Genomic DNA, 21,448 nt, shown 5'->3' with positions numbered 1-21,448 from the left:
CTCACTCGGCACCGCCCTCACGGTTCGCACGGATCCGGGCGTCGTGCTTCTCCTGCTCGACCCGGGCCACGTGCTCGGCGACGTCGAGGGCGTCGTCGAGGCTGTACACGAACGTCGCGGCACGGCCCACGTCGGTGACGTACTGCCACCGGTCGTCGGCCCACGCCTGCAGTCCGACCAACGCGCCGTCCGTGACGGCCCACCGGTCAGAGGCGGACGACTCGCGCTTTACGACGACCTCGCCGTACCCGCCGAGCCCCTCGGGCAGCGGCACCCGGAACTCGACCGTGAGCGCGAGCTGCGCGGCGAGGTGCCGGACGTAGCGGGCGAGGATCGTGCCGTCGTCGTCGTCGCCGTCCCACCGGTCCGGGTCGGGCATGGTGGCGCTCACGTCGTCGGCGAGCCGACGGTATGCCTGTGCGTCGAGGACGAGCGTCGAGGGGTTGAGGTCGTCGCCGAGGATCTCGCGGCGCACCTCGGCACGCTGCTCGTCGATGACGTCCCGGTAGTGGCCGGTGCCGAGGAAGGCACGCACGGCGCCCCGGTCCACCTTCGACGCGAGCAGTTCGATCGCCTCGGCCTGCCGGGCGTTCTGCTCGCCGCCAGCGGCGCGGTACTCCCGGGCCTTCTTCACCAGCCAGCCGACGGTCTCGACCTTGGCCTCGGCGAGCACCTCGGCGCGCACGAGGCCGTATAGCTCCTCGACACGGGCGTCGGTCGTCTCGCGCGGGGTCCAGGCGTCGGACAGCAAGTGCACGTACTTGCGGAGGGCTTCGCGAGCGCTCATGCGGTCTCACCCGCCCCGGCGTCGAGCAGCGGGATCCCGCGCTCGGTGCGGAACTCGTCGATCGCCTTCTCGCAGCACACCGGCTCGCCCTCGACGCTGTGCTCGTCGATAACCGCGTGCCCGCCCTTGGCGACGTCGGCGGCGGTCAGCGCCTCCCATCCGCTGTCGCAGTGCGAGCACACGTCGCGGGAGTCCCAGCGCGGCAGTACCTGGTGCACGCCGTCGACGTGACGCTTCACCGCGCGCTCGATCTCGTCGAGCAGCCCGCGCATGGCGTTGTGGTCGTCGACGATGTTCCGGCGGTAGCCGAAGGTGTCGGGGGTCAGTTCCAAGCGGTAGTTGTCGCGGATCGTCTTCTTCACGCGGCCGCACCACCCTCGCCACGCATGATCGACGCGAGGGCGATCTCCTCGACCTTGCCCAGCGCCTGCAGCGCCTCAACAGCGGGGGCCGCGCACCGCTCAACCCGCCCGGCGAGCCGCAACGCCTGCAGCCCGTACACCGGCACCTTCGTGCCCGCCACGGCGACCAGATCGGCGACCAGTTCCTCGAACGGCAGCGACCGCTCGGGCCGGTGCGGGTCCTGCGGCTGCAAATCCTGCAGCGCGGCAAACCGGTCGGCGTACGTGTCGTCGTTCAGCAAGGCGGCGACGACGTCGTGCACGACGTGCTCGACGAACGCCTCGACGTCGAGCGTGACACCGGTCGGGATCGGCTCGACTGTGATACGGAACGGCCCGGTCACGGGCGTGGTCGGGTTGGTCATCGGGTCCCCCCAGCAAGGGTCAGGAGGATCGCGGCGAGCATCAGCAGCCCGGCAACGATCAGGTTCTCGACGGTGGCCACGTCCTCGATCACGGGCGGACCGCCGTCCGGCGTCCGCGCACCGCGGCGTTGTGCTCGCTGTACATGGCGGGCACCCCGTAGCCGACGAGCCGGGCCCGGACACCGAGGTACGTGCAGTGCACGACCATCGCCGCCCCGGTCGACGTCCCGCGGGCCTCACCAGCACCGAGGGCGTGCAGCCACTGCTTCCAGTCGGCCAGCGACCGCGGGTGCACCACGAACTTGACCTCGCCCCCGGCAGCCTCGACGGTGGGGACGCCGGGCATGTCCTCGACCAGCGACTGCGCGTCGTCGGCGATCGCCTTCGCGCGGCGGCAGTCGGCGAGCGCCGCCACAGCGGCCGGCGACGGCACCGGGCGGTTGCGGCCGGGCGCCTCGAACGGGTCGGCCACCACGTCCGCGAGCAGACCCTGCTCGTCGAGCAGACGGGCGGCCTCGAACGCCGGGTCGGTCGTCGTGCCGTGCACGAACTCGGCGGCGATGACGCGGGCGGCCCGCTCGATCTTCTCGTTCGTCATGACGCCACCGGGCCCGACTGCGCCGGGGCGCGGAACTGCTCGGGCACCCACTCGTCGGTGACGAACACGGCGTGCACGCGAATGCGGACCGTCGTCCCGTCGGCGCGGCGCGGGGACTCGGTGCGCAGCGTCCACAGCGACGCACCGTCGAGGGCGGGCGCCCGGTTCACGGTGCCGCCGAGGGCGTGCATCCACTGCGCGAACTGCTCGGACCCGGTGACAACGACGTGGACGCCGTCCTCGCGGGTGATCGGCTCGCGGGAGGCGGGCAGGTCGAGGTAGTCGATCGTCGCCTCAACGGCGGTGATCTGCGGGTCGGTGGGCGGGATCAACGCCCTACGAAGGGGGATAGGCTTGCCGTTCACGGCGTCGCCTCTCTTTCTGTCCTCGCGGGATGGAGTGGGGCGGTGCCCCTGGGGTCGTTCCGCTGCTTGGCCGTTGCGGGACGGCCCCTTTGTCTGTGCGGGTCAGGCGGCGGCCGGCTGCTCGCCGGTCTCGGCGGCGCGGCGACGGCGGATTTCGGCCTCAATCGCGGCGACCGTGCCGAGCGGGTGGCCGGGGTAGTAAGCAGCCTCGGCCGCCTCCCTCGGCGTCCGCGCGGCGCGCTCGGCGACCGCGTCGACGAGTGCCTCAGCCGCAGCTCGGACGGCACGCGCCCGGTCCAGCGGCGTCGCGTCGACGGCGCTCATGCGGCCACTGCCTTCATGCGTCGGCCGGTGGGCCGCGCCTTCGTGCGGGTCTTGCGGCGGGCCGGGGTGGCGGTACCGAACTCGAACAGCTCCTCGAACCGGGCGCCGTAGGTGGTGCAGATACGGGCGATGGCCTGCGGGCCGGCCGCACCGCCGTCACGCAGCCGGTGCAGGACACCGAAGCTGAGTCCGGTTGCCTCCGCCTGCTTCTCGTAGGTGGTGTGGCCGTGGGCGCTGGTCACCGCCTCGAAGGCCCTGAGCTTGAGCACGATGGTGTCCATCGGTGCTTCCTTCCACTCTCGGAAGTTCCGTTGATGGAAGGAAGCTAGCACGTTCCTTCCGTCAGTGGAAGTTCCACTCATGGAAATAAGCAGACCGGCGATTCCGATTGCGGAAACCGGACACGTGTTCGAAGATGGGTGCGACGTGCAACGACGGCGGAAGGTTGTACGGCGGACGGCTTGACCTGCACTTCCGCTGGTGGAAACGTGGCCTGACCTGCTTCCACTAGCGGTAGCCTGCGCGCATGCGGAGACGAGATAATGATCAAGAGAGCACTGGAGAGCGCCCCACATGGCTGCCATGGCTTACAGGCGTACTGACAGATAAGGGGTACGACCTGTCGAGCAGCCGCAGCGGCGGCCGGTCGCAACTCGCGCAGGACACCGGCATCTCGGCCGGGATCATCTCGCGCCTACTGGCCGGCGAGCCCGTGTCGTACGAGACGCTGCTTTCCCTGTCCCGGGGCACGGGCATCCCGCTCGCCGAGCTGCTGATTCGAACGGAAAAGGCAGCAGAACGCGATTTCTCGCTTTCGGGGCCGGAATCCGGTCAGATTGCGGTATCGTCCGGAAAACGCTTGACACCTGAAGAGGTGGCAGAGGCAGCCGGGGTTCCCGAAGATGACCGACCCTGGTTTACCACGATGGTTAGGCGCATGCGGCGAGGCGATACAGGCGACGGCAGCAGCTCGGCGGGGGGTGCTGCAGCAGAGGGGTAGACAATGCAGGATCAGCGCAGAGTAATTGTTCTGGCCAAGGCTTGCGCGGTTGTGGGGATCGCGCTCGCGGCGTACGGAATCATCGCCGACCGAACCGACGCGTTCCGAACCGGCGTGCTGGTCCTGCTCGTATCCACTGGCGCCAGCGTCCAACTGACACAGCGTGAGAACCTGCAGCAGACCCTCGCACATCAGTCGCGCGTAGCTCGCCTGAGCGTGCAGGAGCGGCAGCAGTACACCGAGTACGGATGGCGCGCAGCCCAGATCGACGCACTGACGGAGGACACTCCGAAGATAGCGGGCGGGGCGGAAGTCGTCGGACTTCCGCACCCCCGCCACACCCCCCAGATGCGACGAAACGGGAGCGCATAAAAAGTAGGGGGTTTCATGTCAGCATCGCGGGGAACGCTATTCGTTCCTGCGGCGCGATCGGTCGTAAAAGCGTCAGCACTGATTCCCGTCATCGGATATGCCCGCGTATCCACATGGCGTGAGGAAATGATCAGCGTCGACATTCAGAAGAGCGTCGTCGAGGAAGCTGCAGCCCGGAAGGGCCGGTACGTCGCCGAGTGGATCGTCGACCCCGACGCCACCGGCAGGAACTTCAAGCGCAAAGTGATGCGCGGCATCGAGATCGTTGAGGACCCCGCGAGGCCCGAGCGTGAGATGTGGGCATGGAAGTTCAGCCGCTTCGGCCGCAACCGCCACGGCGTCGCCCTCAACCTCGCACGGATCGAAGCGGCAGGCGGCGACCTGATCAGTGCAACCGAGGACGTCGACGCGAAGACTGCGGTCGGCGGGTTCACCCGCGACATGCTGTTCGCGGTGGCCACCTTCGAGAGCAACCGGGCGGGCGAGCAGTGGAAGGAAACCCACGAGCTACGGCGCCGCCTCGGACTGCCCTCCGCTGGGGGCCGACGGTTCGGCTACGTCTGGCATCCGCGCCGGCTGCCTGACGGACACGGCGGGTGGAAGATCCAAGACGAGTGGTACGAAGTCGTCCCCCAGCAGGCCGAAGTGATCAACGACGCCTACAACGCGTACACGAAGGGCACCACCGGGTTCAGGACGCTCGCGGCCCGCTGGAACGAGTGGGGCCTACGCACCGCCCGCGGCTCGGTGTGGCTCGACCAGACCGTACGCCTGTACCTCGACGCCGGGTTCCCGGCCGGGCTGCTGCACGTACACGACCCGGAGGCCGTCTGCGGCGAGCCCGGGAAGTGCCGCAAGATGGCCCACTACACGCACGCCGGCGCCGAACACGACTCCGTCATCGAGGACGACGTGTGGGACAAGTACCGCGACATGCGGGCGTCTCGACGCGGCACCCCGCGACGGTCCCTGAATCCGGTCTACCCGCTGTCCGGGCTGGTCTGGTGCGGCTACTGCGGCTCCCGCGCGAACATCGCCGTCGGCCGACAGGGGCCCGGCACGGCCTACCGGTGCCAGGTGCGTACCCGCCGCGGCGTCGACCACGACCCGGTGTGGTTCCGCCGCGCCGAGCTGGAAGACCGCGTGTACGAGTGGCTGCTCGACGTCCGCACCGAGATCGACGCGATCGCCGCGGGCCGCGTCGTCACGCCGCCGAAGCGGCAGGGACCCGACCCGGAGTCGGTCCGTAAACGGCTCACGAAGGAGATCGAGCGGACCACAGCCGCGATCGACCGGGCTTTCGACGCCTACACGCTTGGCGATGCCGACCGGGACACGTACCTGCGGGCGCGCACGAAGCATGAGAAGGCACGCGCGAAGGCGCAGGAGGAACTCGACACGCTACTGCAAGAAGACACTCGGCCGACCGATCCAATGCCCTTCCGCGAGACGGTGCTTGGCCTGATCGAGGAGTGGGACACGATCAGTGTCGCGTCCAAGCGGGTCCTGTTGTCGCGCCTGATCGTGAGGGTGCAGGTCTGGCAGGGGCGGCGGTACGAGATCATTCCCGTATGGTCCGAGAAGAGCGTCATCGATTCCCTGCCCGTTTGGTCCGTGCGCACCGCCGGCTGACTTCCGGGCGTGCTTTTGGGTGGAAGCTGCACGGGGACGGGAAGGTACCCGCCCCGGGAGCGGTGGTCCGCCCCGACGAACGGCTCTCGTGGCCCCGTACGGCCGGGCTCGGCGCCCAGCACGTGGTGGCCATGTTCGGGGCGTCCTTCGTGGCTCCGGTCCTGATGGGCCTCGACCCCAACCTCGCGATCATGATGTCGGGCGTGGCCACCGTCATCTTCCTGCTCGCCACCCGCGGCCGGGTGCCCAGCTACCTCGGCTGCTCGCTCTCCTTCGTCGGCGTCGCCGCGGTCATCCGGGCGCAGGGCGGCACCAGCGCCACGGTGACCGGCGCGGTCCTCGTCGTCGGCGTCGCGCTGTTCCTGGTGGGGCTCGCCGTGCAGCGGTTCGGGGCGCGGATCGTCCACGCCGCGATGCCGCCGGTCGTCACCGGCGCGGTGGTGATGCTGATCGGCTTCAACCTGGCCCCGGTCACCGCCTCCACCTACTGGCCGCAGGACCAGTGGACGGCGCTGTTCGTGATGCTGTTCACCGGCCTGGCCGTGGTGTGTCTGCGCGGCTTCTGGTCCCGGATCGCGATCTTCCTGGGACTGGTCTTCGGCTACGTGCTGTCCTGGGCGCTCGACCGGATCTTCGGGAAGATCCACTCGGTGGACGGCAGCGGCAGGCTCACCGACCACTGGCGGCTGGACTTCTCCGCCGTGGGGCAGGCCGACTGGATCGGGCTGCCGACGTTCCACGGGCCGAGCTTCGAGTGGTCGGCGATCCTGGTCGCCCTCCCCGTCGTCATCGCCCTGATCGCGGAGAACGCCGGGCACGTCAAGGCGGTCGGCGAGATGACCGGCGACAACCTGGACGACAAGCTGGGCACGGCGATCTCGGCCGACGGCCTCGGCTCGGTGCTCTCCACCGCGGTCGGCGGCCCGCCCAACACCACGTACTCCGAGAACATCGGCGTGATGGCCGCGACCAGGGTCTACTCGACGGCCGCGTACTGGGCGGCGGCCGGTTTCGCCCTGCTCTTCGGCATCTGCCCGAAGTTCGGCGCGGTCGTGGCCGCGATCCCGGGCGGCGTCCTCGGCGGCATCACCGTCATCCTCTACGGCATGATCGGCCTGCTCGGTGCCCAGATCTGGACCAACGCCCGAGTGGACCTGCGCAACCCGCTCAACCTGGTGCCGGCCGCCGCGGGCATCATCATCGGCGTCGGCAACGTCAGCATGAAGTTCACGGACAACTTCTCCCTCAGCGGCATCGCGCTGGGCACCCTGGTCGTCATCACCGGCTACCACGCGCTGCGCGCCTTCGCCCCGGCTCACCTCAAGACGCAGCAGCCGCTGCTGGACGAGGGCACGTCGTCGTACGACGCGAAGACCGGTTCCGGCGGCGACGGCGGTGACGGCGGCGGGGCTCAGCGCGCCAGGTCGTAGGCGTAGGAGGGGGTGAACGTGCCCGGTTCGCCCTTGCAGCCGTCGGACTCCCCCGGGAGCTTGACCCACAGGTAGGCGTCGACGCGTCCCATGCCGGTGCTCAGGGTCGGTGCGCGGCCGATCCGGCGGCCGGCCGGGTCGCACCACTCGCCGTCGGGCGGGGCGCCGTTGCCGTTGCGGCTGGTGTCGATGACGGCGCCGAGGCTCGCCGGGCCGCCAAGGGCGTCGAGGACGGCGCGGTCGTAGGCGATCTCGTCGGCGGTGGCGTGGAAGTTGGAGACGCTTCCGCCAAGAATCTGCGGGCCCGTTGTCGCCGGTGCGTCGGGGTGTGGCTACACCGGAAGGGGTGCGGCTACACCTGCGCAACCTCTTTGGTGTGGCTACACCTCTGCTACGGTTCTCCCATGCCTAACCAGCCGAAGACACCCATCAGTCGCTTCCGCATCGAGGCGGAGCTGTGGCAAGCATTCGGGGATGCGGTACCCGACGACACGGACCGCTCTGACGTGCTCAGGCGCTATGTCGCATACTACTGTCGGCGCCCCGGCGCCACACAGCCTCCACGCCCGCCGGCCGGTCCGTGGAGCGAGCCGCCCACAGAGTGACGAGAGCCCCCGCCGAATCGACGGGGGCTCTGTCGTGCGCGGTTACAGGGACGCTTGGTGGAGCGCCTCCTCCAACTCGTCAGCCTCCGGGTCCGGACGGTCGATCTCCATCGTCAGCCGCTCCTCGACGGGTCGACGCCACCCTGTGGGCGGTCCGACCGTGACGCGGATGTGCATGTCGAGCATGATCTGACGGCGCTCCTCGTCGTGAGCCTCGTTGAACGCGTCGCCCCACGTGGTGTCGAGCTGCACCTCCTGCACCCGGGGCGGCTCGAAGGGCGCCTTCCGTAGCGTCTCCAGACGCTCCGCAATGCCGTTCATCTGTCCCGCGACGACGTCTGCGGCGGCACCACGCATCGTCGGCAGCCGGCCGCCCAACTCTTCAAGGTTCGCCTCCAGCTCTGCAATCTCCGGCCGGTGGTCGACGCCGGGGGTGCGGACGATCTGTGTCCGTCGCATGAAACCGAAGCGGCGGACGAACTCCGCGTGGACCCACGCAACCGTGGTCGCACGGGTGATGGTGGGCTTTGGCGCGTCCTTCCCGTGGTGGGCACTGTTGCAGCGGAACTGTGCCGTCTGCGTCCCGTCGTGCTCCGTCCGGGAGGCGGTATGCATGTTGGCGGAGCACCAGTGACACGTCAGGATGCCCAGCAACTCGTGTGCGTCGCGACGACGGGGAGCCTGGAGGGCTTCGACGGCTCGCTTCTTCAGTGCCTCTTGGAGTTGGTACCACGTGTCGTGATTGATCAGCGCGACGCCCTGGAGGACGGGACTACCGTCAGCGTTGCGGACCGTGGCACCCTCACGGGTGACGAGGTGTCCGCGGTTCAGGGCGGACATCAGCATGGACCGCACAGTCGTCGACATCCACAGGCTTGCGGGGTCCTCGTCACGCTCGGCAAGTCTCGCCCTGTGGTTCGTCGGGGTGACGGCGCCCGACGAGTTCAACCAGTCCGTGATCTCACTGAACGACTTCCCAGCGATAGCCCGCGCGATAGCGGCCCGACGGATGTCGGCCGTTTCCTTGTGCTCCCCCAACCACCATCCCTCGTTGCCGTCGGGGAACGTCTTGCGTTCCGGCGCGAAGCCGTAAGGAACCGGTCCGCCGGCCCACCGGCCCAGGGACTGAAGCCGTGCGGCGGCACCCTGGTTCCGCTCGACGATCGTCTGTCCTTCGAGCTGGGCGGCGAAGGCCAGGATGAGCATGATCAGCTCTGACATCGCTGAGCCGAAATCCAGCTCTAGCATGTCGCCACCCGGTCCGGAAGCGAACACGAGCCTCTTACCGTGCTGCTTGGCGAACCGTCCCAGGTTTGCCATATCTGCCATGCTTCGTACGGCGCGGTCCATACGCTGCCAGATGAGGACATCCCACTCGTCGGGGCGGTCGAGCCAGCAGGAAAGCTCTTCCCGCTCCCAGGGGGACGTTTTCAGGGCGGAGACGTCGATGTCCTTCGCCCAACCGACCAGTACGCCACCAATGCGGTTCGCCGCAAGGGTGATCATCTCCTCCTGCACCTCCGGGGAGATGGTGGCGTCGTGGTACCGGCTCAGCCGGATAGCCCCGACGACTCGTAGCGCATGCTGGGGCGTGCCGCCAGAGCGCCGCGTGAGTTGCGTCATGACATGTGATGTTACTCGGAACACTTCGCGCTGGCGGGCATCAAAGCGCACATCGGCCACGATCTCGCGCTGGCCGTGGTGGACACCTGTCGTACGCTCGGGTGCGAACCCGTCGACCTGGAGGACGAGTTCGACCGCGTGGGTGATCTCCTCGTCTCGCTGGAGGAGCGCGTCCACGACGAGCTGATGCCGGGTCCCGACCTCCTCCAGATCGCCGACCCGCTGACCCATCTGCTGGGCTCCTGGAGCCTGGAGCGCGCCCGCGAGGCCACCTGGGCGGCGGCCCGCGCGCTGTGGGCGCTGCGCCGGCTGCCGGACGTCGCCGGGGAGTTCACCGAACGGCTGGACGCCGCCGTGGGCTTCGCGGGCCGCATGCTGCTCACCCCGCTGCGGGACTGATCCGGCCGGTTCCGGTAAGTGCGCCTCCAAAACTCCCCCGCGATCGTTGTACGTTGAAACCGGTGGCCGTGCGCACCGTGCGGTCCACGGCCGGCATCGCACCCCCCGAATGCGAAGGAGCACCCGGCATGACGACCCGGCTCGGACTCGGCCTCCCTCAGATGCGGCAGTACGACATCGGCAAGGACGTCCCCGACGTGGCGCGCGCGGCGGAGGAGATGGGCTTCGAGAGCCTGTGGGTGTTCGAGCGGGCCCTGTTCCCCGAACCCGCCACCCAGGGGCTGTACGGCGTCGAGGGCCTGCCCTGGCCGGACACGTACCGGAGTGTGGCGGAGCCGCTGGTCACCCTCGCCCTGGCCGCCGCGGTCACCGAACGGGCGCTGCTGGGCACGAGCGTGCTGGTCGCCCCGCTGCACGTCCCCTTCCAGCTGGCCAAGGCGCTGGCCTCGCTGGACGCGGCGAGCGGCGGCCGGGTGCTGGCGGGCTTCGGCACCGGCTGGTCCCACGACGAGTACGCGGCGGCCTCCGTGCGGCCGTTCGCCGAACGCGGTGCGGCCCTGGACGAGCTGATCGGCGTGTGCCGCGCGGTGTGGGGTCCGGACCCGGTGGTGTACGACGGCGAGGTCACCAAGATCGCGTCCGCCGTGGTCGGTCCCAAACCGGCCCGGCCGATCCCGATCCTGCTGGCGGCGGGCGGCAGCGGCCGGGCCCGGCGCCGTCTGGTCGACCACGCCGACGGCTGGCTGCCGACCGGCATCGGCGCCGAGACCGTCGCCGCGCAGCTGCGGGAGCTGCGGGACCTGGCCGCCGAGCGGGGGCGCACGCGGCCGATCCGGACGGCGCTGCGGGTCAACACCCGCTACAGCCCGGCGAACTACGAGGGCTCCGACCGGCGCCCCTTCCAGGGCGGCGTCGACCAGATCGTCGAGGACCTGGCCGCGCACGCCGAGATCGGCCTGGACGAGATCCTCATCGACGTGCAGAGCACCGCGCGGGACGCCGAGGAGCTCAAGGACGTCGCCGCCCGGATCTACGAGAAGGCCCGGGCGGCCGGAATCTGAGGCCGCCCGGGCGCGGGAGAACTCCTAGTCCTCGGGCAGCTCCACCGGCGCGATCTCCTCGTAGAGGTCGCCCGGGCCGGGGTTGGTCGCGTCGGTCTCGCCGCCGAAGTGGTGCATGACGCCCCAGACCGCGTTCAGCGCGGTCTGCACGGCGCCCTCGGCCCAGCCGGCCGTCCAGGAGATGTCGTCGCCGGCGAGGAAGATGCCCCGCTTGTCCTCCGGCAGCGCCTCCTGCATGAAGTGGGTGAACAGGCGCCGCTGGTAGCGGTAGTGGCCGGGGAGGTTGGCCTTGAACGCGCCCATGAAGTAGGGCTCGTTCTCCCAGGAGACCGTCACCGGGTTGCCGATGACGTGCTTCCTGATGTCGACCTTGGGGTAGATCTCGCCGAGCGACTTCAGCATGACCTCCATCCGCTCGTTCGCGGACAGCGGCAGCCACTTCAGGCTGTCGTCGCACCAGGTGTAGGAGAGGCAGATGACGGCGGGCTTGTCCGGGCCGTCGTCGAGCAGGTAGGTGCCGCGGGTCATGCGGTCGGTGAGCGTCATCGACATGACGTCCCGGCCGGTGTCCTCGTCCCTGTCCAGCCAGAAGGGCCGGTCCACGGGCACGAAGAGCTTGCTGGACTCCATGTAGTGGGTGCGCTCGATGGCGGTCCAGTGGTCGATCGGGAAGAGCGAGTCGTCGCAGGCGATCTTCGACAGCAGCATCCAGGACTGGGCGGTGAAGATCGCCGCCCGGTAGGTGCGGATGTCGCCGTCGGCGTCGGTCACGGTGATGTGGTTGCCGGCGGTGCGGTTCAGCCGGGTCACGGCCGGGCGGGGCTCGCCGTCCATGTGGAGGGTCCGCAGCGAGGTGCCGTGCGGCCAGTGGACGATCTTCTCCGGCTCGCGCTCCCAGAGCCTGAGCGGCAGCTGCTGGGAGCCGCCGACGATGCCGCGGTGGTGGTCGTCGGCCTCGGTGTAGACGACGCGGAGGATCTCCAGGATGGAGTTGGGGAAGTCGGTGTCCCAGCCGCCGGTGCCGAAGCCGACCTGGCCGAAGATCTCGCGGTGCCGAAAGGACTTGAAGGCCTCGGAGTCGCAGAGGAAGCCGTAGAAGGTCTGGTTGTCGAGCTTCTCGACCAGCTTCGCCCAGATCTCGCGGATGCGGGGGACGTCGCGCTCGCGCAGGGCGCGGTTCATGTCGGTGAAGTCGGCGCCCTCTTCGAGGCACTTCGCCCAGGCGTCGGCCACGTCCCGGTAGACCTGCGGCAGGTCGTCGAGGGTTTCGGCGTAGTGCGACTCGCCCTTGAGGTCGACGACGGTCGAGGGGGTCGCCTCGGCCAGCGGGTTGGGGAAGGCCCGGGTTTCGAGGCCCACCAGGTCGATGTAGTGCTGCAGGGCGGTGGAGGACGGAGGGAAGCGCATCGCGCCCATCTCGGCGGTCAGCGACGGGTCGCAGCCGTCGAAGCCGACGGTGCGCAGCCGGCCGCCGATCCGGTCGGCCTCGTAGACGACGGGCTTGAGGCCCATCTTCATCAGCTCGTAGGCGGCCACGATGCCGGACAGGCCGCCGCCGATGACGGCGACCTCGGTACCGTGCTCGGTGGCGGGTATCTGGCCCAGTCCGGCGGGGTGGGCGAGGAAGTCGTCGTACGCGTACGGGAAGTCCGGCCCGAACATGGTGATCGGCGGCTGCTGCTCGTCTGCGTGCTCGATCGCGTTGGGCACGGTGGACGTCATGGGGTACGGACTCCTTGCAGGGGTGGAACGGCGGGCGGGACGCGCGGTTCGGGGCTCAGGCGAGGGCGCCGTAGAGGCCGGGGCGGCGGTCCCTCAGGTACGGGTTGGCCTCGCGGGACGCGGCCAGGAAGGCGGGGTCCGCGTCGGCGAGGATCAGCTCCTCGGCGCGTCCGGCCCGGGCGCGGGCGACGCCGTCGGGTCCCGCGAGGGTGGACAGGCCGACGAACTCGAACTCGCCCTCGGGACCGACGCGGTTGACGTACGCGACGTACATCTGGTTCTCGAAGGCCCGCACCGGCACGACGGACTCGGCGACGAACTGGAAGGGGTGCATCTGCGCGGTCGGGACGAGCAGCAGGTCGGTGCCGGCCAGGGCGTGGGCGCGGACGTTCTCCGGGAACTCCACGTCGTAGCAGATCATCAGGCCGACGGTGAGGCCGTTCAGCTCGGTCTGGACGACGGGCTGCTCGCCGGGGGTGAAGTGGTCGCGCTCGAAGCAGCCGAAGAGGTGGGTCTTGCGGTAGTTCGCCGGGCGGCTGCCGTCGGCGGCGACGAGCTGGACGGAGTTGAAGATCCGCTCGCCGTCCCGCTCGGGGTAGCCGTAGGCGACGGCCAGGCCGTGGCGTCCGGCGATCTCCGCGACGGCGTCGGCCGCGTCGCCGTCGGCGGGCTCGGCGAGGACCTCGATGTCGTCGCCGACGGCGTATCCGGTCAGGAACAGCTCGGAGGTGACGAGCAGCGCGGCTCCCGCGGCTGCGGCGCGGCCCGCGGCCTCGTCGAGGACCTTGAGGTTCTCGGCGGTGGAACCGGGGCGGCCGGAGCTCTGGAGCAGGGCGGTGCGCATGCGTGATCCTCACCGGTCGGAGGGGGTTCGGGGGGCCAGATAGACGGTACGGTCGGCGGACTCGGCCGGACAAGACGGACCCGTTGCGCGCCGGTGAGCGGTTCGTTGCGTGCACCCGGCGCCCGTCGGCGATTCGTTGCGCCCCCGGCGGGCGCTCCCGTCCTCCCCGGGAAGCAGAGCGGGCCCGCCCCTCCCCGCCGCGCGGCGGAGGTGGTACCCACCGTGGGCCCGATGTGGCGCGAAGGCGGCGCCGGGACAGTGGTGAGCGTTCGGTTCACCGGCTTCGACCCCACGGGAGACGACCCGCCATGAAGCGCCGTACCGCGACCGCAGCACTCTGCGCCGCCCTGCTGCTCACCGCCGCCACCACCGGCACGGCCGTCGCCGACGGCCCCCACCGGGGCCCGCACGACGGCCCGCCGCCGAGGGAGGCCGCCGCGCTGACCGGCACGGCCAAGCTGTACCGGTCGGCGGGGGACGACATCACCTTCACCTTCGACGCGCATCTGGCGGCCGAGGACCGGGAAGACCCCCTCAAGGCCACCGGGACCTTCGAGTTCAGCCACTACCTGAACGGCAGGGGCGCCCGGGCCGAAGTCGCGGTCGACTGCCTCCTGACCGGCGGTGACGTGGCCGTCGTCTCCGGCGTCGTCACCGACTCCGACCTGCCCGGCGCCGAGGGCAGGCGGGTCGGCGTCACGGTTCACGACCTGGGCCGCCACGACCGGCTCGGTTACAGCTGGGCGGCGACGGGCAGCCCGGCCCAGGGCGAGGAACCGCCCCGGTGCGTGTCGTCGGCGCCGTTCGAGAAGGTCAGGAAGGGGACCGGCGACTTCGGCGTCGTGCCCTGGCAGCCGCGGCTGTAGTCCGGGCGGCACCGGCCAGGACCAGCGCCGTCAGGAGGTACGGCACCGCGGAGAGCGCGAACGCGGTGCCGTGGCCCCATGCCGTGGCCGCCGCCCCGTAGGCGACGTAGGTGGCGAGCGTGCCCAGCTCGCTGCCGAGGCCCGCGACCGAGGTCAGGGTGGCCCGTCCGGTGTCGTCGATGCGCTGCTGGAGGCGGGCGTCGGCCAGGACGGTCGCCAGCTGGAAGCCGCCGAAGGCGAGCGCGACCAGGGCCAGGGCGACCGGCGTGCCCACCAGGGCGCCCGCGGCCAGCGCCAGCGCGGAACCGGTGAGCAGCGCGGCGAAGCCGTTGCCGGTCAGGCGTCGCGCGGGACCGGCCAGCAGACTGCCGACCGTGGCGCCGGCCCAGATCACCAGCAGCAGCCAGGGCACGGTCTCGGCGGCCACGCCCGTGTCCCGGGCGAGCAGCGGCGTGTACTCGTCGAGCGCGCCCCACACCGCGGTCACGGCCGGTACGAGGAGCAGCGCGCCGCGCACGGACCGGTCGGCGCGGGCGTCGGCGAGTCCGGCGCGCAGCGTCGCGGACCAGCGCTCGCCGGCGCCGGAGGGTGTGCGGTGCTCGGGGAACCGGGTCGCGACCGCCGCCGCGGCCAGACAGGCGAGCACGCTCGCCGCGCCCACCGCGTCGTAGCCGCCCCGGGCGAACACGGGGCCGGCCAGGCCCATGGCGGACATGGTCGCGGCGATGCCGATGGCCCGGGCCCGGCCCATGACGTGGGCGTACCGGTCGGCGGCACCGGCCCGGTCCAGTTCCTCGTAAACCAGTGCCTCCAGCGCGCCGGAGCCGAGCGCGCCGCTGGCGCCCCACAGCACGAAGCCGAGCGCGAAGGCGCCGTAGGACGGCACGAGCACCCACAGGGCGAAGCCGGCGGCGGTGAGCAGCGGCCCGAGGATCAGCAGCAGCCGCCGGGAGACGGCGTCGGCCCAGGCGCCGGAGGGCACCTCGAGCAGGACGCCGGTCAGCGACCACAGGACGAACAGCGAGGTCGTCTGCCAGACGGACAGGCCGGTGTCGCTGAACAGCAGCGCGTACACCGGGTAGAGCAGGACGAACTCGTCGCAGAAGGCGGAGGCGTACAGCGTGCGCACCAGCCAGCGGGTACCGGCGGGCGCGGTGGCGGCACGCTCGGCCGAGGGCGAGGGCGGAGGTGAGACGGTCATGAGGCCTTCCCGAGGGGGCGGATCGGACACCGGGGGTACGGCGTCCGGGGCGGCCCTCGGGGGGAGGCGCTACGGGTGGTGGATCAATGTCGCCAGGTCATGGCACCGATGCTAGACGGCGTGCGGCGCCCCGCCCATGGCTTTACGTGGGCGAGCCCGACGAGAAGCGCCGCAGGAGCGGCGAGAGCACCAGGACGGACTTGGTGCGCTCCACGAACGACTCCCCGGCGATCCGCTCCAGGACCCGCTCGAAGTGCCGCATGTCGGAGGCGAAGACCTGGGCGACCGCGTCCGCGTCCCCGGTGACGGTGGACGCGGCCACCACCTCCTGGTAGCGCTCCAGGCCCCGCTGGATGGTCTCGGGCGAGGTGTTGCGGCGGCAGAAGATCTCGACGAAGCCCTCGGTCTCCCAGCCGAGCGCGGCCGGGTCGACCCGGACGGTGAAGCCGGTGATGGCGCCGGTGGCGCGCAGCCGGTCCACGCGCCGTTTGACGGCGGGCGCGGAGAGTCCGACCGACTGCCCGATGTCCGCGTAGGAGCGGCGGGCGTCCTCGGCGAGGGCGTGCACGATGCGTTCGTCGAGATCGTTCAGCACTGCGGGTCGTTCACTTCACTTCTGGTGCGTCCGGGCCTGGGAGGGGTCCGGCGTGGCGAGTCGGGAGCGGCGTTGGCCGTACACGAAGTAGAACACGAGCCCGACGGCCATCCAGACACCGAAGACCACCCAGGTGACGGTGGACAGGCTGCCCATCATCCAGACGCAGAAGCCGAAGCCGAGGGCGGGCAGGACCGGCGACAGCGGGACCCGGAAGGTGCGGCGCATGTCGGGACGGGTCCGGCGCAGCACCACGACGGCCACGTTGACCAGGGCGAAGGCGAAGAGGGTGCCGATGCTGGTGGCGTCGGCCAGCTGGCCGAGCGGGATGGCGGCGGCGAGGACTCCGCAGAACAGCGAGACGATCAGCGTGTTGGCGCGGGGTGCGCCGGTCTTCGGGTGGACCTGGGAGAAGACCTTGGGCACCAGTCCGTCGCGGGACATGGCGAACAGGACGCGGGTCTGGCCGTAGAGGACGGTCAGCACGACGCTGGCGATGGCGACGACGGCGCAGAAGGCCAGCAGGGTGCCCCAGAAGCTCTGCCCGGTGACGTCGGTCATGATCTGGGCGAGGGACGCCTCGGAGTCGGTGAAGGTCCGCCAGGGCTTGGCGCCGACGGCGACGGCCGCGACCAGGACGTACAGCACCGTGACGATGACCAGGGACAGCATGATCGCGCGCGGCAGGTCGCGCTGGGCGTTCTTGGCCTCCTCGCCCGCGGTGGAGGCGGCGTCGAAGCCGATGTACGAGAAGAAGAGCGTCGCACCCGCCGCGCTCACCCCGGCCATGCCGAGCGGCATGAAGTGCTCGTAGTTGCCGGAGCGGAAGCCCTGCACGCCGATCGCGCAGAACAGCACCAGCGCCGCGATCTTGACGACGACCATGATCGTGTTGGCGCGGGCGGACTCGCGGGCGCCGCCGAGCAGGAACGTCATGGCGAGGAGCACGACGATCAGCGCGGGCAGGTTGAAGATGCCGCCGTCGCCGGGCGGCGCGGAGAGGACCGCGGGGAGGGTGACGCCGATGGTGCCGTGGAGCAGCTCGTTCAGGTACTCGCCCCAGCCGACGGCGACGGCTGCCACCGACACGCCGTACTCCAGGATCAGGCACCAGCCGCAGACCCAGGCGACCAGCTCGCCCATGGTGGCGTAGGCGTACGAGTACGAGGACCCGGCGACCGGGATGGTGCCGGCCAGCTCGGCGTAGGAGAGGGCCGAGAAGAGCGCGGTGAGACCGGCGATGACGAAGGAGAGCGTGACGGCCGGCCCGGCCTTGGGGACGGCCTCGCCGAGGACGACGAAGATGCCGGTGCCGAGGGTGGCGCCGATGCTGATCATCGTGAGCTGCCAGAGGCCGAGGGAGCGGCGGAGGCTGCCGCCCTCGCCCTGGCCGCCCTCGGCGACCAGGCGTTCCACGGGCTTGCGGCGCATGAGGCGCGCGGCGAGGCCCGGGGACGGGGCTGCCGATGCGTCCTGGTGCGGGGGTGCGCCTTGGTCGATCACGCGGGGACTCCTTTGTCGCTGCCGGTGGCTCCGCCGGGGTGAGCGGACGGGCTCCGGGCGGGCCTGGGGAGCGGCGGGGACCGGTGGGCGCGCTCGTGCGGCACGGGAACCCACCGAGCGGGGTCCCCGCCACGCCACGTACAGCGCAGAACACTACGAGGGGGGCGGGGCGCCGGTAATGCAGCAACCTTGCGCATTCGAGCACGATCGTTGCGTTCGGCGGGGCGGCGCGGGTGTTCGTTGCGCGCGGGGCGCACGGCGTTGCGCGCGGGGCGGGGATCGGTGGATCGGGCCTGGTCAGTGGTCGTCCGGTCGGCCCGCGACGGCGCGTGCCTCGGCCGCGTCCGCCGCGTCGAAGCCGATCTCCCCGGGCTTGCCGCGGGCGGCCTCCTGGGCGTCGATCCAGCGCGTGTGCGCCTCCCAGGCGGCCTGCTTGCTGGTGCCGAGGGCGGCCCCGATCTGCGACCAGGAGGCACCGGCCTCGCGGGCGGCGCGGACGGTGAGCTGGCGCCCGTAGGCGGCCTTGCGGGCGACCACCTCGCTCAGGGCGAGCAGTTCGAGGAGCTGGGGGCGGTCCAGGGCCTCGCCGTCGCTGCCGAACCCGGCGAGGGACTCGCGGGCGCGCAGCTCGTCGAGACGGGCCACGGCGGTCAGCAGGGTGTGTTCCGGCTCGATGCTCTGTGGTGTCGTCATGCGTCCAGCGTCTCGTCAGGCCTGCTTGACGTCAAGCAGGCCTGACGGGACGGGTTCGGGAGGGCGCGGGTCAGCTCCAGCTGGCGTGGAGCGGCTTGCCCTCGGCGTAACCGGCGGCGCTCTGGATGCCGACGATGGCCTTCTCGGCGAACTCCTCCAGGGAGCCGGCGCCGGCGTAGGTGCAGGAGGAGCGGACGCCCGCGATGATCGAGTCGATCAGGTCCTCGACGCCGGGGCGGGCCGGGTCGAGGAACATCCGGGAGGTGGAGATGCCCTCCTCGAACAGGGCCTTGCGGGCCCGGTCGTACGCCGACTCCTCCGAGGTGCGGTTGCGCACGGCGCGGGCGGAGGCCATGCCGAAGGACTCCTTGTAGGCGCGGCCGTTGGCGTCGTGCTGGAGGTCGCCCGGGGACTCGTAGGTCCCGGCGAACCAGGAGCCGACCATCACGTTGGACGCGCCGGCCGCGAGGGCCATCGCCACGTCGCGCGGGTGGCGGACGCCGCCGTCGGCCCACACGTGCTTGCCGTACTTCTTCGCCTCGGCGGCGCACTCCAGGACGGCGGAGAACTGCGGCCGGCCCACACCGGTCATCATCCGGGTCGTGCACATGGCGCCGGGGCCGACGCCGACCTTGACGATGTCGGCGCCCGCCTCGACGAGGTCGCGCACCCCTTGGGCGGAGACGATGTTGCCCGCGACGACCGGGACCCGCGGGTCCAGCTCGCGCACGACCTTGACCGCGTTGATCATCGACTCCTGGTGACCGTGCGCGGTGTCGATGACGAGGGTGTCCACGCCCGCGTCGAGCAGCTGCCCGGCCTTGCCGGCCACGTCGCCGTTGATGCCGACGGCGGCGGCGATGCGGAGCCTGCCGTTCGCGTCGACGGCCGGGGTGTACAGCGTGGCGCGCAGGGCGCCCTTGCGGGTGAGGATGCCGGCGAGGCGGCCGTCCTTGTCGACGGCGGGCGCGTAGCGCCGGTTGGCGGCGTCGAGGGTGTTGAAGGCCTCGCGCGGGTCCAGGTCCGCGTCGATGAGGATCAGGTCCTTGGACATGACCTCCTCGAGCTGGGTGAAGCGGTCCACGCCGGACAGGTCGGCGTCGGTGACCACACCGACGGGCCGGTGGTCCCCGTCGACGACGACCCCGGCGTTGTGCGCGCGCTTGGGCAGCAGGGACAGCGCGTCGGCGACGGTCTGGTGCGGGGCCAGCACGATGGGGGTGTCCAGGACGAGGTGGCGGCTCTTCACCCAGGAGACGACGTCGGTGACGACCTCGATCGGGATGTCCTGCGGGATGACCACGAGCCCGCCGCGCCGGGCCATCGTCTCGGCCATCCGGCGGCCCGCGATGGCGGTCATGTTGGCGACGACCAGCGGGATCGTGGTGCCCGTGCCGTCCGGGGAGCCGAGGTCCACGCCCTGCCGGGAGCCCACCGCGGAGCGGCTCGGCACCATGAACACGTCGTCGTACGTCAGGTCGTACGAGGGCTGGATGTCATTGAGGAAACGCACGTGCTGCACATCCCAGTCGATCAGAGGTGGCCCCCGGACAGGTCAGCCAGGGGGAAAGAGCACGTACTTCATTCTCCCATGACGCGGGACCGATCACCCTCGGTCGGATCATCCAGGCTGGTCAGCGGCGTGCTTGGAGGAACCTCCAGGGCCGAGGGTGACGAAGAGCCCCGGGCCGCGGTCGGTGGCTTCGGCGAAGACCTCCTCGGCGACCGCCCACTCGTCCGGCCGCGCCTGGGCGTACGCGCGCCAGCCCTCCACCATGAGCACCAGTCCCCGGTCCGCCGCGCCCTCGGGCCACACCGAGGGGTCGGCGAGGGAGTCGGCGAGGGCGTCCCAGTTGCGGCCGAACCAGTCGGGCAGCGCCAGGTCACGGGCGCAGCGGTCCATCAGCCCCGCCTTGTCCGTGACCCCGCCGAGGTCCAGCGTGACCACGAGCCGCCCCGCGGAGTCCTCGGTCATGTCGCGCCCCTCTTCCCGTTTATTGCCGATCGGCCGTCAGATCCCGTCCGGGTCGGCCCGGTTGAGCGTCGACTTCGGGGCGGAGCCCACCGTCATCAGGTAGTCCGCGGCCGACGTGTCCGTGACCAGGCTGGTGACGAGGCCGGAGCGCAGCACCGCGTCGATGGCCGCCGCCTTGCGCTGCCCGCCCGCGATCGCGACGACCTCGGGGATACGGCGGAGCTGGTCGGCCTTGACGGTGATGCACCGCTCCCCCAGGTCCCGCCCGACCCGGCGCCCGTCGGCGTCGAAGAGGTGCGCGGACATCTCGGCGGCGACGCCGAGCGAGGCGTAGTGCGCGCGCTCCTCGTCGCTGAGCATGTCGTGCACCGTCGAGATGCCGGGCTCCCAGGAGCCGATGGAGACACAGGCGACCGTGACCTTGTCGAAGTACTCGAAGGCCCGGGCGATCCCGGTCTGGTGCCGCAGCGCCTGCGCGGTGGCCGCGTCCGGCAGCAGCATCGGCGCGTAGATGGGGTGGGCGTCGCCGCCGGACACCTGGGCGGCGCGGCGCACGGCCTCCACCGAGCCGCGCTCGGCGGTCCCGGCGTCGTACACGCCCGTCAGCTGCACCACGGTGCACGGCGGCAGCCGGTCCAGCGCCGCCGCCATGTGGATGGTGGACCGGCCCCAGGCCAGCCCCAGCACGTCGCCCTCGTTGACCAGCTCGCCGAGCAGGTCGGCGGCCACCTCCCCCAGGTTCTCCGGGTCGGGCGTCTCCTCGGCGTCCGCCGGGGACTCCACCACGACGGCGTGCCGGAGCCCGTAACGGGCGCGCAGGGCGTCCGAACGCTCGGCGTCCAGCTCGGCCGGCACCCGGATCTCGATGCGTACAAGGTCCCGCTCGAGGGCGGTCTCGAGAACCCTGGCCACCTTGAAGCGGCTGACGCCGAACTCCTCCGCGATCTGGATCTTGGACTTGCCCTCGAGGTAGAAGCGGCGGGCCATGGCCGCCGCCTGGACCAGCTCAGCGGGTCCCATCCGCATGGCTGAACGGCCCGCCGACATACCCGACACGGCGATCTCCTCACTGCTGTTCACACTCTGG

At 71.0% G+C, this 21,448-nt stretch carries 23 protein-coding genes and 2 pseudogenes; 7 read left to right on the top strand and 18 right to left on the bottom strand.

Going from position 1 to position 21,448, the window contains the following annotated elements; all coding sequences use genetic code 11:
* Position 1: 1 nt before the first annotated feature.
* The 7 genes from AB0P07_RS08125 to AB0P07_RS08095 form a co-directional block, all read right to left on the bottom strand.
* Positions 2 to 787 carry a hypothetical protein gene (locus AB0P07_RS08125; RefSeq protein WP_365546713.1) on the bottom strand — a complete coding sequence of 262 codons (786 nt, stop codon included), beginning with the start codon at positions 785 to 787 and terminating at the stop codon, positions 2 to 4.
* A complete protein-coding gene (locus AB0P07_RS08120) occupies positions 784 to 1,149 on the bottom strand; it encodes a hypothetical protein (RefSeq protein WP_365546710.1) in 366 nt (121 codons plus the stop codon). Before AB0P07_RS08120 ends, AB0P07_RS08125 begins: the two co-directional genes overlap by 4 nt.
* Positions 1,146 to 1,553 carry a hypothetical protein gene (locus AB0P07_RS08115; RefSeq protein WP_365546707.1) on the bottom strand — a complete coding sequence of 136 codons (408 nt, stop codon included), beginning with the start codon at positions 1,551 to 1,553 and terminating at the stop codon, positions 1,146 to 1,148. The genes AB0P07_RS08120 and AB0P07_RS08115 overlap by 4 nt, the downstream gene beginning before the upstream one ends.
* A gap of 88 nt (positions 1,554 to 1,641) precedes the next feature.
* The gene (locus AB0P07_RS08110; protein WP_365546704.1) at positions 1,642 to 2,151 is read right to left on the bottom strand and encodes a hypothetical protein; all 510 of its coding nucleotides are present in this window, start codon (positions 2,149 to 2,151) and stop codon (positions 1,642 to 1,644) included.
* Entirely contained in the window at positions 2,148 to 2,516 is a 369-nt protein-coding gene (locus tag AB0P07_RS08105) for a hypothetical protein (RefSeq protein ID WP_365546701.1), read from the bottom strand. The genes AB0P07_RS08110 and AB0P07_RS08105 overlap by 4 nt, the downstream gene beginning before the upstream one ends.
* Positions 2,517 to 2,618: 102 nt before the next feature.
* Positions 2,619 to 2,840 (bottom strand): hypothetical protein, encoded by a 222-nt coding sequence (locus AB0P07_RS08100; RefSeq protein WP_365546699.1) that lies wholly within the window; start codon positions 2,838 to 2,840, stop codon positions 2,619 to 2,621.
* Positions 2,837 to 3,121, bottom strand: coding sequence for a helix-turn-helix transcriptional regulator (locus AB0P07_RS08095; protein ID WP_365546696.1), 285 nt, complete (start codon positions 3,119 to 3,121; stop codon positions 2,837 to 2,839). The genes AB0P07_RS08100 and AB0P07_RS08095 overlap by 4 nt, the downstream gene beginning before the upstream one ends.
* Positions 3,122 to 3,366: 245 nt before the next feature.
* On the opposite strand from AB0P07_RS08095, the gene AB0P07_RS08090 reads away from it, so the two are divergent.
* The 4 genes from AB0P07_RS08090 to AB0P07_RS08075 are packed head-to-tail and all read left to right on the top strand — an operon-like array spanning position 3,367 to position 7,274.
* Positions 3,367 to 3,840, top strand: a complete 474-nt coding sequence (locus AB0P07_RS08090; RefSeq protein ID WP_365546693.1) for a helix-turn-helix transcriptional regulator — start codon at positions 3,367 to 3,369, stop codon at positions 3,838 to 3,840.
* 3 nt (positions 3,841 to 3,843) lie between these two features.
* Positions 3,844 to 4,212 (top strand): hypothetical protein, encoded by a 369-nt coding sequence (locus AB0P07_RS08085; RefSeq protein ID WP_365546691.1) that lies wholly within the window; start codon positions 3,844 to 3,846, stop codon positions 4,210 to 4,212.
* Positions 4,213 to 4,227: 15 nt separating this feature from the next.
* On the top strand, positions 4,228 to 5,844 hold the full coding sequence (locus tag AB0P07_RS08080) for a recombinase family protein (protein ID WP_365546688.1): 1,617 nt from the start codon (positions 4,228 to 4,230) through the stop codon (positions 5,842 to 5,844).
* Positions 5,841 to 7,274, top strand: a complete 1,434-nt coding sequence (locus AB0P07_RS08075) for a solute carrier family 23 protein (RefSeq protein ID WP_365547073.1) — start codon at positions 5,841 to 5,843, stop codon at positions 7,272 to 7,274. Before AB0P07_RS08080 ends, AB0P07_RS08075 begins: the two co-directional genes overlap by 4 nt.
* Here AB0P07_RS08075 and AB0P07_RS08070 read toward each other — a convergent pair.
* Together AB0P07_RS08070 and AB0P07_RS08065 are read right to left on the bottom strand one after the other, a co-directional pair.
* Positions 7,256 to 7,558: pseudogene (locus AB0P07_RS08070) on the bottom strand (glycoside hydrolase family 6 protein); the annotation flags it as partial. The gene AB0P07_RS08075 and the pseudogene AB0P07_RS08070 overlap by 19 nt on opposite strands.
* Positions 7,559 to 7,921: 363 nt before the next feature.
* Positions 7,922 to 9,502, bottom strand: a complete 1,581-nt coding sequence (locus AB0P07_RS08065; RefSeq protein ID WP_365547070.1) for a recombinase family protein — start codon at positions 9,500 to 9,502, stop codon at positions 7,922 to 7,924.
* Between the two features lie 24 nt (positions 9,503 to 9,526).
* Between AB0P07_RS08065 and AB0P07_RS08060 the strand changes: the two are divergent.
* Both AB0P07_RS08060 and AB0P07_RS08055 read left to right on the top strand, forming a co-directional pair.
* Positions 9,527 to 9,901, top strand: a pseudogene (locus tag AB0P07_RS08060) (DUF5995 family protein); the annotation flags it as partial.
* Positions 9,902 to 10,029: 128 nt separating this feature from the next.
* Complete coding sequence (locus tag AB0P07_RS08055; protein ID WP_365546685.1) at positions 10,030 to 10,962, top strand: LLM class F420-dependent oxidoreductase; 933 nt, start codon at positions 10,030 to 10,032, stop codon at positions 10,960 to 10,962.
* 24 nt (positions 10,963 to 10,986) lie between these two features.
* Here the strand turns inward: AB0P07_RS08055 and AB0P07_RS08050 are convergent, their stop codons facing one another.
* The gene (locus AB0P07_RS08050; protein ID WP_365546682.1) at positions 10,987 to 12,684 is read right to left on the bottom strand and encodes an NAD(P)/FAD-dependent oxidoreductase; all 1,698 of its coding nucleotides are present in this window, start codon (positions 12,682 to 12,684) and stop codon (positions 10,987 to 10,989) included.
* Between the two features lie 55 nt (positions 12,685 to 12,739).
* Complete coding sequence (locus AB0P07_RS08045; RefSeq protein ID WP_365546679.1) at positions 12,740 to 13,528, bottom strand: carbon-nitrogen hydrolase family protein; 789 nt, start codon at positions 13,526 to 13,528, stop codon at positions 12,740 to 12,742.
* 308 nt (positions 13,529 to 13,836) lie between these two features.
* Here AB0P07_RS08045 and AB0P07_RS08040 point away from each other — a divergent pair, with 308 nt between their 5' ends.
* Positions 13,837 to 14,394 (top strand): Repetin, encoded by a 558-nt coding sequence (locus AB0P07_RS08040; RefSeq protein ID WP_365546676.1) that lies wholly within the window; start codon positions 13,837 to 13,839, stop codon positions 14,392 to 14,394.
* On the opposite strand, the gene AB0P07_RS08035 is transcribed toward AB0P07_RS08040, so the two are convergent.
* The 7 genes from AB0P07_RS08035 to AB0P07_RS08005 all read right to left on the bottom strand — a co-directional run bounded on the left by AB0P07_RS08035 (position 14,342) and on the right by AB0P07_RS08005 (position 21,441).
* On the bottom strand, positions 14,342 to 15,595 hold the full coding sequence (locus AB0P07_RS08035) for an MFS transporter (RefSeq protein WP_365546673.1): 1,254 nt from the start codon (positions 15,593 to 15,595) through the stop codon (positions 14,342 to 14,344). The genes AB0P07_RS08040 and AB0P07_RS08035 overlap by 53 nt on opposite strands.
* Before the next feature lie 142 nt (positions 15,596 to 15,737).
* On the bottom strand, positions 15,738 to 16,190 hold the full coding sequence (locus tag AB0P07_RS08030) for an Lrp/AsnC family transcriptional regulator (protein ID WP_365546670.1): 453 nt from the start codon (positions 16,188 to 16,190) through the stop codon (positions 15,738 to 15,740).
* Between the two features lie 15 nt (positions 16,191 to 16,205).
* Positions 16,206 to 17,693 carry an amino acid permease gene (locus AB0P07_RS08025; protein ID WP_365546667.1) on the bottom strand — a complete coding sequence of 496 codons (1,488 nt, stop codon included), beginning with the start codon at positions 17,691 to 17,693 and terminating at the stop codon, positions 16,206 to 16,208.
* Positions 17,694 to 17,990: 297 nt separating this feature from the next.
* On the bottom strand, positions 17,991 to 18,386 hold the full coding sequence (locus tag AB0P07_RS08020) for a hypothetical protein (RefSeq protein WP_365546664.1): 396 nt from the start codon (positions 18,384 to 18,386) through the stop codon (positions 17,991 to 17,993).
* 70 nt (positions 18,387 to 18,456) lie between these two features.
* On the bottom strand, positions 18,457 to 19,899 hold the full coding sequence (locus tag AB0P07_RS08015) for a GuaB1 family IMP dehydrogenase-related protein (protein ID WP_365546661.1): 1,443 nt from the start codon (positions 19,897 to 19,899) through the stop codon (positions 18,457 to 18,459).
* A gap of 108 nt (positions 19,900 to 20,007) precedes the next feature.
* A complete protein-coding gene (locus AB0P07_RS08010) occupies positions 20,008 to 20,361 on the bottom strand; it encodes a barstar family protein (protein WP_365546659.1) in 354 nt (117 codons plus the stop codon).
* Between the two features lie 36 nt (positions 20,362 to 20,397).
* Positions 20,398 to 21,441, bottom strand: a complete 1,044-nt coding sequence (locus AB0P07_RS08005) for a sugar-binding domain-containing protein (RefSeq protein ID WP_365546657.1) — start codon at positions 21,439 to 21,441, stop codon at positions 20,398 to 20,400.
* Between the last annotated feature and the right edge of the window lie 7 nt (positions 21,442 to 21,448).

Source organism: Streptomyces sp. NPDC085944 (assembly GCF_040686295.1).
Taxonomy (GTDB): domain Bacteria; phylum Actinomycetota; class Actinomycetes; order Streptomycetales; family Streptomycetaceae; genus Streptomyces; species Streptomyces salinarius.
This window is presented reverse-complemented; position numbering and strand designations above follow the sequence as displayed.